The sequence below is a fragment of the Vibrio tapetis subsp. quintayensis genome (assembly GCF_030409945.1).
GTDB lineage: Bacteria > Pseudomonadota > Gammaproteobacteria > Enterobacterales > Vibrionaceae > Vibrio > Vibrio quintayensis.
This window is the reverse complement of record NZ_JAUFQV010000014.1, coordinates 91,543-107,221: the sequence shown is the minus strand read 5'-3', so window position 1 is coordinate 107,221 and position 15,679 is coordinate 91,543. Positions and strand designations below refer to the sequence as shown.

General features: G+C 43.9%; 12 protein-coding genes. 6 read left to right on the top strand and 6 right to left on the bottom strand.

Features of this window, described 5'->3' with window-relative positions:
• The first annotated feature begins 54 nt into the window (after positions 1–54).
• Both QWZ04_RS07195 and QWZ04_RS07190 read left to right on the top strand, forming a co-directional pair.
• Positions 55–957 carry an alanyl-tRNA editing protein gene (locus tag QWZ04_RS07195; protein WP_290326452.1) on the top strand — a complete coding sequence of 301 codons (903 nt, stop codon included), beginning with the start codon at positions 55–57 and terminating at the stop codon, positions 955–957.
• Positions 958–1,269: 312 nt separating this feature from the next.
• On the top strand, positions 1,270–1,497 hold the full coding sequence (locus QWZ04_RS07190; RefSeq protein WP_290326524.1) for a zinc ribbon domain-containing protein: 228 nt from the start codon (positions 1,270–1,272) through the stop codon (positions 1,495–1,497).
• A gap of 34 nt (positions 1,498–1,531) precedes the next feature.
• Here QWZ04_RS07190 and xseA read toward each other — a convergent pair whose 3' ends face one another.
• On the bottom strand, positions 1,532–2,863 hold the full coding sequence (gene xseA, locus QWZ04_RS07185; RefSeq protein WP_290326450.1) for an exodeoxyribonuclease VII large subunit: 1,332 nt from the start codon (positions 2,861–2,863) through the stop codon (positions 1,532–1,534).
• Positions 2,864–3,075: 212 nt separating this feature from the next.
• Here xseA and guaB point away from each other — a divergent pair, with 212 nt between their 5' ends.
• The 3 genes from guaB to QWZ04_RS07170 all read left to right on the top strand — a co-directional run bounded on the left by guaB (position 3,076) and on the right by QWZ04_RS07170 (position 6,996).
• Positions 3,076–4,542, top strand: coding sequence for an IMP dehydrogenase (guaB, locus tag QWZ04_RS07180; protein ID WP_102522931.1), 1,467 nt, complete (start codon positions 3,076–3,078; stop codon positions 4,540–4,542).
• Between the two features lie 75 nt (positions 4,543–4,617).
• Positions 4,618–6,171 (top strand): glutamine-hydrolyzing GMP synthase, encoded by a 1,554-nt coding sequence (guaA, locus tag QWZ04_RS07175; RefSeq protein ID WP_290326448.1) that lies wholly within the window; start codon positions 4,618–4,620, stop codon positions 6,169–6,171.
• Between the two features lie 228 nt (positions 6,172–6,399).
• Positions 6,400–6,996: an acetate uptake transporter gene (locus tag QWZ04_RS07170; protein WP_290326446.1), complete on the top strand. Its 597-nt coding sequence runs from the start codon at positions 6,400–6,402 to the stop codon at positions 6,994–6,996.
• A gap of 121 nt (positions 6,997–7,117) precedes the next feature.
• Here the strand turns inward: QWZ04_RS07170 and QWZ04_RS07165 are convergent, their stop codons facing one another.
• Positions 7,118–8,668 (bottom strand): alanine/glycine:cation symporter family protein, encoded by a 1,551-nt coding sequence (locus QWZ04_RS07165; RefSeq protein WP_290326443.1) that lies wholly within the window; start codon positions 8,666–8,668, stop codon positions 7,118–7,120.
• 439 nt (positions 8,669–9,107) lie between these two features.
• On the opposite strand from QWZ04_RS07165, the gene QWZ04_RS07160 reads away from it, so the two are divergent.
• A complete protein-coding gene (locus tag QWZ04_RS07160; protein WP_290326441.1) occupies positions 9,108–10,094 on the top strand; it encodes an ion channel in 987 nt (328 codons plus the stop codon).
• 123 nt (positions 10,095–10,217) lie between these two features.
• On the opposite strand, the gene QWZ04_RS07155 is transcribed toward QWZ04_RS07160, so the two are convergent.
• From QWZ04_RS07155 to QWZ04_RS07140, 4 genes are all read right to left on the bottom strand, one after another.
• Complete coding sequence (locus tag QWZ04_RS07155) at positions 10,218–11,588, bottom strand: ABC transporter substrate-binding protein (protein ID WP_290326439.1); 1,371 nt, start codon at positions 11,586–11,588, stop codon at positions 10,218–10,220.
• Positions 11,589–11,597: 9 nt separating this feature from the next.
• Positions 11,598–13,571 carry a methyl-accepting chemotaxis protein gene (locus tag QWZ04_RS07150; RefSeq protein WP_290326437.1) on the bottom strand — a complete coding sequence of 658 codons (1,974 nt, stop codon included), beginning with the start codon at positions 13,569–13,571 and terminating at the stop codon, positions 11,598–11,600.
• Positions 13,572–13,753: 182 nt separating this feature from the next.
• Positions 13,754–14,623 carry a hypothetical protein gene (locus QWZ04_RS07145; protein ID WP_290326435.1) on the bottom strand — a complete coding sequence of 290 codons (870 nt, stop codon included), beginning with the start codon at positions 14,621–14,623 and terminating at the stop codon, positions 13,754–13,756.
• Positions 14,623–15,492 carry an ABC transporter ATP-binding protein gene (locus QWZ04_RS07140; RefSeq protein WP_290326433.1) on the bottom strand — a complete coding sequence of 290 codons (870 nt, stop codon included), beginning with the start codon at positions 15,490–15,492 and terminating at the stop codon, positions 14,623–14,625. Before QWZ04_RS07140 ends, QWZ04_RS07145 begins: the two co-directional genes overlap by 1 nt.
• Positions 15,493–15,679 lie beyond the last annotated feature (187 nt).

The following is a 15,679-nucleotide window of genomic DNA, read 5'->3' as shown; positions in this document are numbered from 1 at the left end:
ACCAATTTAAATAAGAAGCGCCCTTAACCGGCGCTTTTTTTATAAGGAAATTTTATGTCCGCTTACAAAGCAACCCAAGTCCATTTTTGTCACCAGACCTGGCAACTGACTTCTACAATCAGCAAAGTTGAATCTTGTGAAAATGGCGTGGATGTTATTGTCGAACAAACTCCATTTCACCCAGTCAGTCACATATGGCCTGATCATCCAGCAGATAAGGGCAACCTATCTGTCGCGGGAAACCAATTTGAACTGACAAATTGTTTGGTTGGCGCTATTGAGTTGGAAACAGGGGCATTGTTTGTTGATAAAGACATTCCTGTAAAAAGAGATACCGCGGGGTGGGTATTTGTTGTTGTTCACAGAATTGAGCCAATGCCTGAGACCGACCTTAACGACATCATTAAGGTGGGTGACACGATTGAGCTTCAAGTCGATAAAGCTTATCAACAGAGTCTGAGCCGTGGTCACAGTGCTGGGCATGTTGCGTATCTAGCGTTAAATAAAGTATTGGCGCAGAGCTATTGGCGAAAAGATCCAGACCGTAAAGATCCACTCGGTCATCCTGATTTCAATAGTTATGCCCAGGAAACCAGTTTCATCACACCGGATAAATGCACAGACATCTATAGATTAGGTAAAACATTACGTAAACGCGGCTTAAACAGTGCGAATGTTTTAGCGGAGTTGTCGGACATTGAATATAAAATAAACCAACAGTTGCAATCATGGCTCGAATTTGGTGGCAAGGTAACCATGCGTTGCGACGGTAACCATTTAACGGACTCTAGATACTGGGAATGTCAGTTGGAAGTCGATTTACATGCTTCCACACCCTGTGGTGGCACACATATTGACCAATTATCAGACTTTGGGGCTGTTGAAGTCGCACTTTCACTGACTGATGAGCAAAATATTGAAATGCAGACTTATGTAAAAGCAATTGATCGAATTTAATGTTCTGCTTAAGTGGTTTTTTGGTGTGGTTAGTAAAATATTAAACTGTGATAAATCCAAAAACAGGACATGTAACTTATGCTTTCGGGGTGTGGTTATATAAAAATTCTTTTTGGGGTAGATCGCTGATCATTGCAGTCAAAGCAAATGATCCGATAAAGATCACTGTACGTGATTTCGACAAATAGAACAGATTCCAATCGTGTTAATAAGATCAGACTGTAAATTTATGCCAATTAGTGTGATATAGATCTTGTTATGTGCATGGGCGACCCAATATGATCAGAATAGAAACTTATAGGAAATGAAATGATGTCAGCGAATCAATGCCCTAGATGTGAGAGCGAATTGGCTTGGAATAAGGGGACGTATCAATGTGAAGATTGTTCTGCAAATTTTAAGAAAATAGGATTTTGTCCTGACTGCGAAGCTGAACTAGAAAAACTGCAAGCTTGTGGTTCTGCGAGTCACTTTTGTAATCAATGTAATGAACTAAAATCCAAATCACGGGTGCGATTTGAATTTCAGAGTATCGATTAGCAGATCTAAGTCAAAGCGGCACAAGAAGATGGCTTTATTCGATCGTTGAGTAAATTTTGCCGTCTGCAAGTCGGGTCACCATACGGTCACCGGATTGAACTTGGCTAGCTTTGGTAATGACTTGGCCGTCATTAGACTGAGAAATACTGTAACCACGCATGAGTGTGGCTAAAGGGCTCACCGTATCGAGCTTTTCTGCTGCCATCGCTAATTGATGGCGAGAGATAAGCAACTGTCTGTCCATCGCATCCATTAGCTTTTGTTTAGAACGAACAAGCTGATTTTGCTGAGTGGTGAGCTTGTGCGTCGGTGTTTGTAGTGCTAAACGATGAGTCAATGACTGCACTTGGCTTGAAGCTCCGCGCATTTTATTTTGTATTGCAGAATAAAGACGCACTTCCAACTCATCTAATTTCTGTGATTGTTGCTGAAGTAGGTAATTGGGATGACGCTTTTCAAGTTGGCGCTCTAGTTGGCTGAACTGATATTTGTACTCAGACAGGTAGCGAGACATAGCATGTGTGAGTTGCTGTTTTCTTTGATTGATAGCCTGATCTTTATGGCTATTATCACGGCTGATCAGTTCAGCTGCCGCAGAAGGAGTCGGCGCTCGCATGTCTGCCACAAAATCGGCGATCGTAACGTCAACCTCGTGGCCAACCGCAGAAACAATCGGAATTTGGCTAGAAGCAATAGTACGCGCCAAGATTTCATTATTGAAACACCACAAATCTTCTAACGAACCACCACCACGTCCAACAATCAATACATCACATTCATTTCGGCTGTTTGCACGGCCAATAGCTTGAGCAATAGAAATCGCGGCACTGTCGCCTTGAACCATGGTTGGATAAATCACAACCGGTAGGCTAGGGTCTCTTCGCTTGAGTACATCTAAGATATCGTATAGCGCAGCACCTGTTTTTGAAGTGATGACACCCACACATTTCGGATGTTCAGGAATTGGCTGCTTGCTGCTTTGGGAAAAAAGCCCTTCAGCGGCAAGTTGCATCTTTAACGCTTCAAATTGTTGCTGAAGTCGGCCGTCACCCTCAGGTTGCATGCTTTCAATGATCAGTTGGTAGTCACCACGAGGCTCATAAAGAGACAGGCGCGCTTTAACTAATACTTGATTGCCACTTTGAGGTTTAAAGGTAACGCGACGGTTATTACCGCGGAACATGGCACATTTGACTTGAGCACGGCTATCTTTAAGTGTGAGATACCAGTGACCTGAAACAGGTGCAGAGAAATTGGAAATTTCACCAACCAGCCACACAACGCCCATCTCGTTCTCTAGTAATAGACGAACTTCGGCATTAAGACGAGAAACAGTAAAAATATTATTATTGGTCAGAGAAGACACAATCTAATCTCGGGGGCGTGAGTATGGAAGTTAGCGGCAATATAATACATATCAAGGGGGGTAATGCAAATTAAAGTTAAAGAAATGTGTGGTCAAGCGATTGCGTGGTGCGTATAATCCGTCTGCAATATCAAATCCAAAACAACTTTATTATGCGAAACGATAAAGTTTGGGTTTACTCCTTTTAACTCCTTTGTTGTGAGATATTGCAAATGCTACGAATCGCAAAAGAAGCTTTAACTTTTGATGACGTCCTACTCGTCCCAGCACACTCTACCGTTCTTCCGAACACAGCTGATCTTCGCACTCAGTTAACTAAAAACATCACGCTGAACGTTCCAATGATCTCAGCATCAATGGATACAGTTACGGAAGCGCGCCTTGCAATTGCATTGGCGCAAGAAGGTGGTATCGGCTTTATCCACAAAAACATGTCTATTGAGCAGCAAGCTCATCAAGTGCATCTTGTTAAGATCTTTGAAGCAGGAGTTGTTACAGCGCCCGTTACTATTAAGCCTGAAGCAACCATCGCTGATGTTAAAACACTAACGGAAGACAACGGCTTTGCTGGTTACCCTGTTGTAACAGCAAACAACGAACTGGTTGGTATTATTACTGGTCGTGACGTTCGTTTCGTTACCGATTTAACGAAAAAAGTTGAAGACGTAATGACACCTAAAGCTCGCCTTGCAACCGTAAAAGAAGGTACTTCTCGCGAAGAAGTTCAAAAGCTAATGCAAGAGCACCGTGTTGAGAAAATCCTGGTTGTGAACGATGAGTTCCAACTTAAAGGTATGATCACAGCAAAAGACTTCCATAAAGCAGAACGTAAACCAAACGCATGTAAAGATGCGCAAGGTCGTCTACGTGTTGGCGCAGCCGTTGGTGCTGGTGCTGGTAACGAAGAACGTGTTCAAGCACTGGTTGAAGCGGGCGTCGACATTCTTCTTATCGATTCTTCGCACGGTCACTCTGAAGGCGTACTTAACCGCATTCGTGAAACACGTGCAGCATTCCCAGATCTAGACATCATCGGCGGTAACGTTGCAACGGCATCAGGTGCTCAAGCACTAATCGATGCTGGTGTAAGTGCCGTTAAAGTGGGCATCGGCCCTGGTTCTATCTGTACTACTCGTATTGTTACGGGCGTTGGTGTTCCTCAAATTACCGCTATCTCTGATGCAGCTGAAGCGGCAAATAAGGCAGGTATTCCTGTTATTGCTGATGGTGGCATCCGTTACTCTGGTGACATTTGTAAAGCAATCGCAGCGGGCGCATCTTGTGTGATGGTTGGCTCTATGTTTGCGGGTACTGAAGAAGCGCCGGGTGAAGTTGAACTTTACCAAGGCCGTACTTACAAATCTTACCGTGGCATGGGCTCGCTTGGTGCAATGTCTCAAGGTTCTTCTGACCGTTACTTCCAGTCAGATAACGCAGCAGACAAGCTTGTTCCTGAAGGTATTGAAGGTCGTATTGCCTACAAAGGCCGTTTGAAAGAAATCGTTCATCAACAAATGGGTGGTTTACGTTCAAGCATGGGTCTAACCGGCAGTGCAACTATCGAAGACATGCGTACTAAAGCTGAATTTGTTCGCATCTCTGGTGCTGGCATGAAAGAGTCACACGTACACGATGTACAAATGACGAAAGAAGCACCTAACTACCGCACTGGTCAGTAATTAGCCCAGACTTAACCTTGGAGACACCGCTTGTGTGTCTCCATCGCTTAACCTATTTGATCTTAAGAGAAGACAATGACTAAGAACATTCATGACCAACGTATTTTGATCCTAGATTTTGGCTCACAGTACACTCAGCTTGTAGCTCGCCGTATCCGTGAAATCGGTGTTTACTGTGAACTTTGGAGCTGGGATGTTGAAGAATCGGACATCCGTGAATTCAACCCAGACGGTATCATTCTTTCTGGTGGCCCTGAAAGCGTTACAGAAGCAAACTCTCCTCGTGCTCCTCAGTACGTATTTGATTCTGGTGTACCTGTATTCGGTATCTGCTATGGCATGCAAACCATGGCTGAGCAACTTGGTGGTAAAGTTGCTGGTTCTAATGAGCGTGAGTTTGGCTACGCGGCAGTACAAGTAACTGGTGAATCTGCTTTGTTTAAAGATCTTGAGAGCACTCAAGATGTTTGGATGAGCCACGGTGACAAAGTTGTTGAAATCCCGACTGATTTTGTTAAAACAGCGCAAACGGACACCTGTCCTTATGCTGCAATGGCGAACGAAGAAAAAAAATACTACGGTGTTCAGTTCCACCCTGAAGTAACCCATACTAAAAACGGCCTAAAAATGCTTGAGAACTTCGTTCTTAACGTTTGTGGTTGTGAAGGTTTGTGGACGTCAGAATCTATCATCGAAGATGCGGTTGCTCGTATTAAAGAGCAAGTAGGCGATGATGAAGTCATTCTAGGCCTTTCTGGTGGTGTTGATTCATCTGTTGTGGCCATGCTTGCTCACCGAGCAATTGGCGACAAACTAACGTGTGTATTTGTTGATAACGGCCTTCTTCGTTTAAACGAAGCTGAGCAAGTAATGGATATGTTCGGTGATAAATTTGGTCTCAACATCATTCATGTTGAAGCTGAAAAACGTTTCCTTGAAGCACTTGAAGGCGAGAACGATCCTGAAGCGAAGCGTAAAATCATTGGTCACGTATTCGTTGATATCTTTGATGAAGAGTCAAAGAAACTATCGAATGCTAAATGGTTGGCTCAAGGTACCATCTACCCAGATGTTATCGAATCTGCTGCTTCTAAAACGGGCAAAGCGCACGTAATTAAATCTCACCATAACGTTGGCGGTTTGCCAGACGATATGGAGATGGGCCTTGTTGAGCCACTACGTGAGCTATTTAAAGATGAAGTACGTAAGATCGGCTTAGAGCTGGGTCTTCCATACAACATGCTTTACCGCCACCCATTCCCAGGTCCAGGCCTAGGTGTTCGTGTTCTTGGTGAAATCAAGAAAGAGTACTGTGATTTGCTACGTCGTGCTGATGCTATCTTCATTGAAGAGCTGCACGCTGCTGACCTATACAATAAAGTATCTCAAGCGTTTACCGTTTTCCTACCAGTACGCTCTGTTGGCGTCATGGGTGATGGTCGTAAATACGATTGGGTTGTGTCTCTACGTGCTGTAGAAACCATCGATTTCATGACTGCGCATTGGGCTCACCTACCATACGATTTCCTTGGTAAGGTGTCTAACCGCATCATCAATGAAGTGGAAGGTATTTCTCGCGTTGTTTACGATATTTCTGGTAAACCACCAGCAACCATCGAGTGGGAATAAGCACTCTTAGCTTAAACGCTAAATAAATTTGTAAAGGCCAACTTTCGAGTTGGCCTTTTATTTAATATTAAACCCATTGTATTCATTGGGTTATGTTTGCCATTTTTGTTATAGATCATTACTGAAATCTTATTTTGCGCTGGTGGCTATCCCTTTCTTGTTCAATTCCCATTAAAATTTTCTTATAAACTTTGTCACTTTTTTTTAATCACCTTAAGGTATCGTTTCATGTCTACGAAACTTGCAAACCCAGCACCACTTGGCCTAATGGGCTTTGGTATGACGACTATTTTATTGAATATCCATAATGCGGGTTTTTTCCCAATGGATTCAATGATTTTAGCCATGGGTATTTTTTACGGTGGTTTGAGCCAAGTGATCGTAGGCATCATGTGTTTCAAGCGTGGTGATACCTTTGGTACAACAGCATTCACTTCTTACGGTCTATTCTGGTTATCGCTTGTAGGCTTGATTGTTATGCCATATATGGGCCTACCAGCAAGCCCACACGGCTTCATGGGTTGGTACCTAACACTTTGGGGTATCTTCACAGGCTTCATGTTCTTTGGTTCACTTTGCTACCCTGTTGCTAAGCAAGTGGTATTCGGTTCGTTGACCATTCTATTTGCTTTGCTCGCTATTCGTGATTTCACGGGCAGTGAGCTTATCGGCACGATTGCTGGTTTTGAAGGTATCTTCTGTGGCGCAAGCGCAATCTACTTTGCAATGGCACAAGTGTTGAACAATGAGTACGGCCGCACGGTTCTACCTGTTGGCGAGAAGAAAAAAGAACCAAGCGTTTCTGCGGAGCAAGTCGCTGCGTAATATTCAAAGTTGCGGGAACAGCTAAGAATGAAAGAAAAGGGTTAGCCATTGGCTAACCCTTTTTTATATCCACGCTTTTTCTTATTTTTATAACGATCTTTTTTAAGATCTTGTTATGTGACTAACTAGGTTGATCAACCGTCTTCCCGTCAGGTGTTGCTTGTTGTGTTGCTGGATTCTTACCTGTTTTACGTTTGTATTTCTCTTCCCAGTAATCGGCGCCTTTAATACCAAGCGCTACTGGGTTAAAGGTATATTCTTCGACGCCTTCTTTTTGCTGACGCTCGTAATCTTTAAGTGCCTTGATGGCAGGCTTAGACATGAAGAAGATAATGATGATACCAATGATGTTAAGCCATGCCATTAAGCCCACACCAACGTCACCCATTGCCCACGCCATATTGGCCGTTTTAACGGTGCCGTAGAATACTGCTGTCATTAACACCAGCTTTAGCACAAACATTAATCCGTTCACTTTAAATGTACGACGAATGTAAGCGATGTTGGTTTCTGCAATGTAGTAGTAAGCCAAGATAGTAGTAAAGGCAAAAAAGAACAGCGCAAAAGCAATGAAGAGTTTACCGACACCCGGTAGGGCACTTTCAATCGCCATTTGTGTAAACACAGGGCCGTTGGCACCAATGTTTTCAGAAAGGTTCTGCACCAAAAATACGCCTTCAGAACCACCATGTACGTTATATGCGCCAGTAATTAAGATCATAAATGCCGTTGCAGAACATACTAACAGAGTATCAATGTAGATAGAGAACGATTGAACCAAGCCTTGTTGTGCTGGGTGATCAACATTCGCTGCAGCTGCAGCATGTGGGCCTGTACCTTGACCGGCTTCGTTAGAGTAAACGCCACGTTTCACACCCCAACCAATCGCAGCACCAAAGCCTGCCATAGGCGTGAAAGCATCGCCGACGATCATGGCGAAGATACGTGGTACTTCGCCAACATTAAGTAGAATGATAACGAACGCAATAATGATGTAAGCCAGCGCCATGAAAGGCACAACAATTTGGGTAAAGTTGGCGATTCGTTTCACGCCACCAAAGATAATGAAACCAAGAATGATAGAAACAACCGTACCGGTGAAAATTTTGGCGAAGCTAAAAGTACCGATAGCCGTTTCAATCATCTCACCTGGGCCGAACGCGGCTTCAACGGCATTACCGATGCTGTTTGATTGCACACCAGGTAGTAGAACACCACAAGCAAAAATAGTCGCAATCGCAAATATCCAAGCGTACCATTTTTGCCCCATTGCTTTTTCTATGTAATAAGCTGGGCCGCCACGGAACTGGCCTTCGTCTTCTTCTTTGTAAATTTGAGCAAGTGTTGATTCAGCATAAGCGGTCGCTGCGCCGAAAAATGCCACCACCCACATCCAAAATACCGCGCCAGGGCCACCAAAACCGATAGCAGCAGCAACACCTGCGATGTTACCTGTGCCGACACGGCCAGAGAGTGATACGGCAAGTGCTTGAAATGATGATATTCCTTTCGTAGAGCTTTTTCCTGACAGTAGCAGGCGCCACATTTCAGTAAAGTGTCGCACTTGTACGAAACGAGTAAGAATTGAATAGAACAGTCCAGCGCCTAAGCAAAGATAAATCAGTGCGGGGCTCCAAATAATTCCATTGAGAACGTCGATCAATGACTGCATAACATTATGTCCCTAAGGTGGTCAAAAAGATTGTATGTTTTTCAGGCAACACAATACCCCAAATGTAACGTTAATGTTAAGTTAAAAATGTGGCAAAAGTTAAATGCGTGATCGGGGGCTCAGTCGTGCTACATGATGTTTAAAACTGAAATAAATCCATATAAGTCAGCTTTACTCTGCTTATGTGTAACTGATTGCAAATAAAAGTCGGCTTATAAGTACTAGTTTGAATTTATCTAAATTTAAGCACATTATGCTAAAAACATGTCAATCAAGCAGTTTATGTTACTGGCTGGTTAATGTGAGTTGGCGCTGTATCTGGGGTTACACCCGATCCTCACTATTGTTGGCCTTATTGTTTTAAACGCTCGTTTATCAATAGGATGATGTGGCGAGGTGTTTATTCCCTCCTACACTTAAATGGAGAGGGGAGCTATTTATGAAAAAAACATCAGCATCAGACTGTTGTCGTTACAGTAACGAAGATGGTTGGCATTGCGATCAACCATCCGATGAGTCGGGGTTATGCTATTGGCACAATCCGGAAATAGATAAAAGTGGTGATGACGTTAAACAAGCGGTGGAGGAGTGGGCGAAAGCGGGAAAGCCTTTAGATGGGTTTCAATTGGCCCGCACCAATCTCAATGACATCAATTTAGTTAATCGCGGAAGTAAAGTCGGGTATCAGTGCCGCAACGTGGATTTTTATCGAGCTGATCTTTCCGATGCCCATTTTTTTGGTTTAGATCTCCGTGGTACATCGCTCATGAAAGCCTCGTTAAAAGGTGGGAATTTGCATTGTGCTCAGATGGAGGGCTGTAACTTATTAGGTACCGACTTCACCCGAGCAAGGTTAGAAAATGTTTTTTGGGGCAAAGAGCTAGAACAAGAAAGGCGAGCAGAAGAAGCGCTGACTAACAGTGATAAGAAAAAAGCCGTATCCTATTTCCAAGAAGCGGAAGAAGTTGCCAGAGCCATTCGAAAACAGTGTGAAAAAGAGGGGTTATTTGAAACGGCAGGCAGTTTTTTTAAGAAAGAGATGAAGTTTCGGCGTTATCAAATGCCACTATTTAGCACCAAGCGAATCATTTCTCGGCTGGTGGATTTGTTTTGCGGTTATGGTGAATCTCCAATGCGGGTGGTGTTGTTTTCCATGTTTTTGATTTGGATATGTTCGGTCGCATATTTCTTTTTAGGAACCACCGCGAGCAATACTTATACGGTTCAAGAGCACGGGTATTTTAATGCTCATGTTTTTGAATTTTTTAATGCAGTGTATTTCAGCGTTGTTACGTTCACGACTTTGGGGTACGGAGATATTTCCCCCATAGGTTTTGCTCGTTTTGTTGCTGCATTCGAAGCGTTTATGGGCAGCTTTACTATGGCGTTATTTGTGGTGGTATTTGTTAAGAAAATGACACGATAGGCGATAGGCAAAAAGTAAAAGGTAATAAGCGAAGAGTAAGAGCCTAAGGAAAAAAGAGGTAGCAGGAAAGTAAGCAGAGGCGACCTTGTTTGGTCGCCTTTATCGTGGGTGGTGGAGTAACAATCAATTAGAGGTTGGTGACGGATCTATTGGGGCTAGGCCGCCATATAGGTCATGGTTTACTGTGGCTTGAGGGGCTGAGCAATCACATTGGTTTTCTTGTTGTTGATTGTTGTGCTGCTTGGTGGCTTCTTGCTGTGGGGGATACCAGGTATCAAGCCCCTCTTGCAGTCGTTGTGTTGCCTGCTCCGGTGACATAGTACCGTTGAGCACTTCTGCACTGACTTCCATCATTTCACCGCCAAAATTAGGAGTCCCTCGAGACAAGATCTGTACAAAGCTACGGATGGTAGAATCGCAGCGGTTACGCCAACTTGCCATTTTCATTGCCGTTGGGTCTGTTATTTCAAAGAAGTGATTGGAAAGCGAGAAGAAACCGGGCTCTGAATCGGTAAACAGTTGAGCAAACTCTTTGGTCGTCATCCATTTTAGTAACTTCATCGCCGCTTCTTTGTTTGGACTAGCGGCATTAATGCCGATGCCTTTATCGGTGTGATCATTAAAAAAGCATTGCTCTTGACCATCCGGTACGGGTGGAGCAAATACACCCAAATCGACTTTATCTCGTACGTTAACGATTTCCCAAGATCCGGCAGGGCTGACGGCCGCTTTGCCTTGTTTAAACGTATCCCAGCTATCGGTATAGCCGCGTTGTTGGTAGTCGTCACCCATATAATCAGACCACCGAGCAAGGTGTGCGAAAGCTTGTTGGTACGATTGCGTGTCTATTCTTTCCGTACCCTCAATCAGCCCCAGTCGTCCATCTTCACCGTGCCAATAGTTAGGCCCAATATTCTGATAGCCAACTTCTGAAGACTCCCATTTGTCTTTGGTACTGAAAGCCAGCGGTAGATACTGACCATCGCTTTTCACTTTATCGAGCAGGGCAAAAAACTCAGATTCAGTTTTAGGCTCGGTTAAACCCAGCTGTTTGAAGATGGTTTTGTTGTAGAAAAAACCATGAATTACCGCTCCCATCGGCAAGCAGAATGTTTGGGCGCCAGAGTCGGTTTGCCAAGGGGTTTGTGCGAAACTTGGAAAATTCTCCATCCCTTCCATTTCGGTAATTTCCAGTAAGTAACCTTGCTTGAACCAACCGAGCGAGATATCGAAAGGGCGACAAATCACCAAATCTGCGGCGGTGCCATTTTTAAACCCGTCGGAGACCGTACCAAAGTATTTCGAGTTAACGATCTTATTTAGTTTGATATCAATGTCTGGGTGGTGTTTTTGAAACGCTGGGATCAACGATTTTCGCCAAAGTGTGTCTTCTTCTCCCCATGTATCAATGGTTAATGTCACCGCGTAGCTGGCACTAGCCGCAGACAGTAGGGTAGCAGACAAGATAGTGCGAACAATTGAACGAATAGTCATAATGCCCCCTTAGACTTTAAAGTGATTAATGAGTGTTTGTTGTTGCTGAGCAAGATCCGCTAAGACATCACCACTTTCGGCTGATTGCCTCGCTTCCTGCTCTGTCTGTCTTGCGGCTTCAGCAATACCATTGATGTGTTTCGCCACATCTTTACTTACTTCGATTTGCTCTTGAGTAGCGTGGGATATTTGGGACGACATTTCAGATATTTCATTCATGCGGGAAGTAATGGCTTCCAATGCTTCTTCTGTTAGGCGTGTTTGTTCGACACAATCATTGGTTTGAACTTGGCTTCGAGCCATGACTTCAATGATCTGCTTAGAGCTTGTTTGTAAGTTCTCAATCATTTTCTGGATTTCTTCCGTGGACTCTTGAGAGCGTGTGGCTAGGGCTCTTACTTCATCGGCCACTACGGCAAATCCGCGTCCGGCTTCACCAGCGCGAGCCGCTTCAATGGCAGCATTGAGCGCCAATAGGTTGGTTTGTTCTGCGATACTTCGAATTACATCAAGCACGTTATCGATGGACGATGAAAATTGACCGAGTTGCTCAGAGCAAGAAACGGCTTCTTGAATATCGACCGCAAGCTTCTCGGTGGTAGACCGGTTGGCTATCACTTTCTGTCTACCATCTTGAGTCGCTTCATGGGCTAGTTTGATTTCAGAGAGCGTATTGTCAGTAGAGCGAGATACTTCACTGGCACTGACTTCCAGTTGAGAGATTGCCGTGGCGACCATTTCAGTTTGCGATTTTTGCGCCTCTACTTGCTCCATAGTACGCTCACTGATTTGGGCCGTTTTTGCTGCTTCTTTGACTAAATGCTGGGAGCCTTGCCCAATGTCTGAGAGTAGCCCTGAAGTGTGACTGGCAAGCTCATCAATCGCTTGAGCCAGCACACCAAACTCGGTAGAGCTTTTGTATTCCGTTCTCCCTGTCATATCACCTTTGGCCATATTGAGCAGAACAGGGCTGATTCGTCTTAACGGTTTTTGAATACTGGTAGCAACCGTATAACCAACAAGTAGCGCAACCAATGCAGAAATCAACGCCATAACCAAGGTTGTAGCGGTGGATTGAGAAGCGGCTTCCTCAGCAGCAAGGCTACTTTGTGATGCTGAGTTTTGCACTAACGTGACCAGTTCGCCCAAGATGACCTGGGTTTGGTTGATTTGGCTTTCAGCTTGTTGTACATACTGATCTTGTTGGTTTAGATGTAAAGTCTCGTTGGCGGAGCTATTTAGCAGGCCATCTTTTGCCAGTGCTAACTGCTCTAACTTGGATACATTACGTAAGAAACGTGTTTTCACATCTTCAGCAATGTTTATCCCCGCAAGGCGCTCTTTCGCAACGCGAATATCATCGGTTAAGGTCTGTTTCAGCTCCGCCAAATCGGTGTCTTTGTTGATACGGCGAATGTTTTTAAGATCTCGGCTTATACCACTGGTAATAAGCTCTGCACGGTTTTGTAGTGACCGGCTGTTTGCGGAGCGCTGCAAAAGTAAGTTTGCCGCCCATGAGTAGGTATCTTCTAAGTGCAAAAATGATCTATTGAGTTGGTTGAGTTGTGCTCGGCTGTTGAGCGCTTGCTCGTAACTGCTCATTGCTTGAAGTGAAAATTGATAGTACTGGCTGGCTGCGCTGACAACGGCATCCAGTTTTTTTTGTTCTTCCGAGCTAGGAGAAAAACTTTTCAGGGTTTGTGTGGCTTTTTTAAACTCGCTTTGAGTATGAATAAACGCGTCTTTTAGCGACGGCAATTGGTTCAAATCTTGGGTTGCATCGTAGTATGACAGTGCTTGATGGCTATCTTGCAAAATTGTTTGTAAGCGAAAAGTGGCGATAACCATCGGAGTGGATTGCTGCGTAATTGCATTTAATCTCTTGTGCATGCTGGTGGTATTGCTGTAGTTAACGGCGGCTACGGCAATCAACAACACAAACATTAATGCGAAGCCAGCAATGGTGCGCTGAACAATGGACATAGTAAGGCTCTCTATCTAACAAATTACTTAATAAGACTAGAAGTGGAATGACAACTTTTCTGCCTAATCATTAAAGTAATCGATAAAAATGTTAGAAAAGTGAGCTCATGCGAGGTGGATCCTCGGCAGACAAATTGAGTTTGCTTGCCAAGGTCGTGAGAAAAGTGAGTGGAAAATCAGGATTATTTCAGTAAATTACTCGGCTTAAAACTGTGCCAACTAACCTCGGTGGTGCGACTGAGAGATAGGCTAATCGCGAATGCCAGTAAGCCCACCAATATAGAAACAAGCCAAAACACCACGCCAGCTTCTGAAATCGGGCCCCATGGATTCGGATTAAACAGAATCAAGAACGGCATTTTGTAAAGTGTCGTAAAGTAGTTCGCCAAACCGTCAAACCCGAGCAATAGACTTGCAAAAAACTGCGCCACGTAAGTCGAAAATACAAACACTAAAATGGGCGAGTTAGTCAGTTGCGATAGAGCCATTAGAATACTTGCGAGCGTAAATACAGAGATAACGGCAAGTAACATTTTGACAGCAAACTCTATACCGCTCATCAGCGCGTAGCCTAAAGAGTCGTATTGAAGCAATAAGGCAAGCGGATTCTCACTTGATATGCTGATGGCGTATAGGTACAGGTTAGCGAGTAGCAATAATGCGCCACACATCATTGGGATGATAACCAACCCATAAAACAGCTTCACACCGTGAAATTGCAATGGTGATATCGGCATACTGCGCCAAAACATGGTGCTGCCTTCTTGGCGTTCCTTGCGCATGGTTTTGGCAAAATAAAGCCCAGACAGTAGCAATGATAAACCGCCATACAGTAGATAAAGTACAGCCTTTATATCATCGCTGGCGTCGATACTTGCTGGAGAAAAGTCGCCGTGAAATTCCATCGAAATAAAGACATCACCTTGCAAGCCTGTGCTGCTTATTAAGCTGATAAAGAGCAACGTAGAGCAGACCAGAAAAAATAACAGGCTGCGAGTGATTAAAGTATGCTCGATGCGTTCTTTGTTCAACATAGCTAGGTAAGGGCGCATTAGCGATTCTCCTTTTGTAGCGCAATAAACAGTGAAGTTAAAGAGGTTGGATGAATAGTACCAAGAGATTCTGCGGGTTGTTTTTGCTCTTGCTTAAATAAGCAATGAAGTTGCTCACCTTGCTCGTTAATGGATAAAGGTGATAGCTTTTCCACGTCACTGAGTAAATGCTTTGGAGCTTGCAGTGTGAAATATTGTTCTGAGATAGCGGACATGCTGTCTTGGAATATGGCCTTTCCTTGTTTGAGGATCAAAACGTCTGTCAGCAAGTGTTCGATTTCTGTCACTTCATGGCTGGTAATGATAAGCGCTCGGTCACTGCGTTTAAACCATTGCTGCAATTCTTGATAGAAAGTATCCCTATATAATAAATCCAAACCAAGAGTAGGCTCATCAAGAATCAGTACTTTGGTATCGGTTGCAATGACGATGGCAAGATGAAGTTGTACTTTCATTCCTTTCGAAAGCTGTTTGATTTTACTCGTAAGCTTTATGTCTGTATGGGCAAGCGCTTGCATGGCTTGTTCACGGTTAAAGCTTGGGTGGACGCCATTCGTATAATTGATCAGCTGTTTTACACTCATCCACTCGGGTAGAACATTCACATCTGAAATATAGGCCAAATGTTCCATCATTTGGGCGTGGTCATCTATTGGGTCGAAACCACAAATACTGACCTTCCCATTGCAGAAATGGCTGCCTAGCAAGGCGTTAATCAAGGTTGATTTGCCAGCACCGTTGTGACCAAGTAAGCCAAGTACTTGTCCTGCTTGTAGCTGAAAGCTGATGGGGTGTAAGGCTTGATCTGAATTACCTTTATTGGATTGGTAATTTTTCGCCACTTGGTTTACATCGACAAGAACGGACATAAATAGGCCTGTAAGATATTGATTTGATGCAACCTTAACAACTCGGCCTTTGGTAAGCCATCATTTTGATTGCAATCACACGTTGATCATATCGAGTAAATTAGTATTTAGCCTATGATGATCCTTTTACTTATAAAGGTTTTATCTAATTGAAATAGATATAAAAAAAGCACTTGGCCTGCAGTAG

Coding starts and splice junctions, on each gene's coding strand:
- QWZ04_RS07190 (WP_290326524.1), top strand. CDS start 1,270: ATGTCAGCGAATCAATGCCCTAGATGTGAGAGCGAATTGGCTTGGAAT.
- QWZ04_RS07170 (WP_290326446.1), top strand. CDS start 6,400: ATGTCTACGAAACTTGCAAACCCAGCACCACTTGGCCTAATGGGCTTT.
- guaB (WP_102522931.1), top strand. CDS start 3,076: ATGCTACGAATCGCAAAAGAAGCTTTAACTTTTGATGACGTCCTACTC.
- QWZ04_RS07195 (WP_290326452.1), top strand. CDS start 55: ATGTCCGCTTACAAAGCAACCCAAGTCCATTTTTGTCACCAGACCTGG.
- QWZ04_RS07150 (WP_290326437.1), bottom strand. CDS start 13,571: ATGTCCATTGTTCAGCGCACCATTGCTGGCTTCGCATTAATGTTTGTG.
- guaA (WP_290326448.1), top strand. CDS start 4,618: ATGACTAAGAACATTCATGACCAACGTATTTTGATCCTAGATTTTGGC.
- QWZ04_RS07145 (WP_290326435.1), bottom strand. CDS start 14,623: ATGCGCCCTTACCTAGCTATGTTGAACAAAGAACGCATCGAGCATACT.
- QWZ04_RS07140 (WP_290326433.1), bottom strand. CDS start 15,492: ATGTCCGTTCTTGTCGATGTAAACCAAGTGGCGAAAAATTACCAATCC.
- QWZ04_RS07160 (WP_290326441.1), top strand. CDS start 9,108: ATGAAAAAAACATCAGCATCAGACTGTTGTCGTTACAGTAACGAAGAT.
- QWZ04_RS07165 (WP_290326443.1), bottom strand. CDS start 8,668: ATGCAGTCATTGATCGACGTTCTCAATGGAATTATTTGGAGCCCCGCA.
- QWZ04_RS07155 (WP_290326439.1), bottom strand. CDS start 11,588: ATGACTATTCGTTCAATTGTTCGCACTATCTTGTCTGCTACCCTACTG.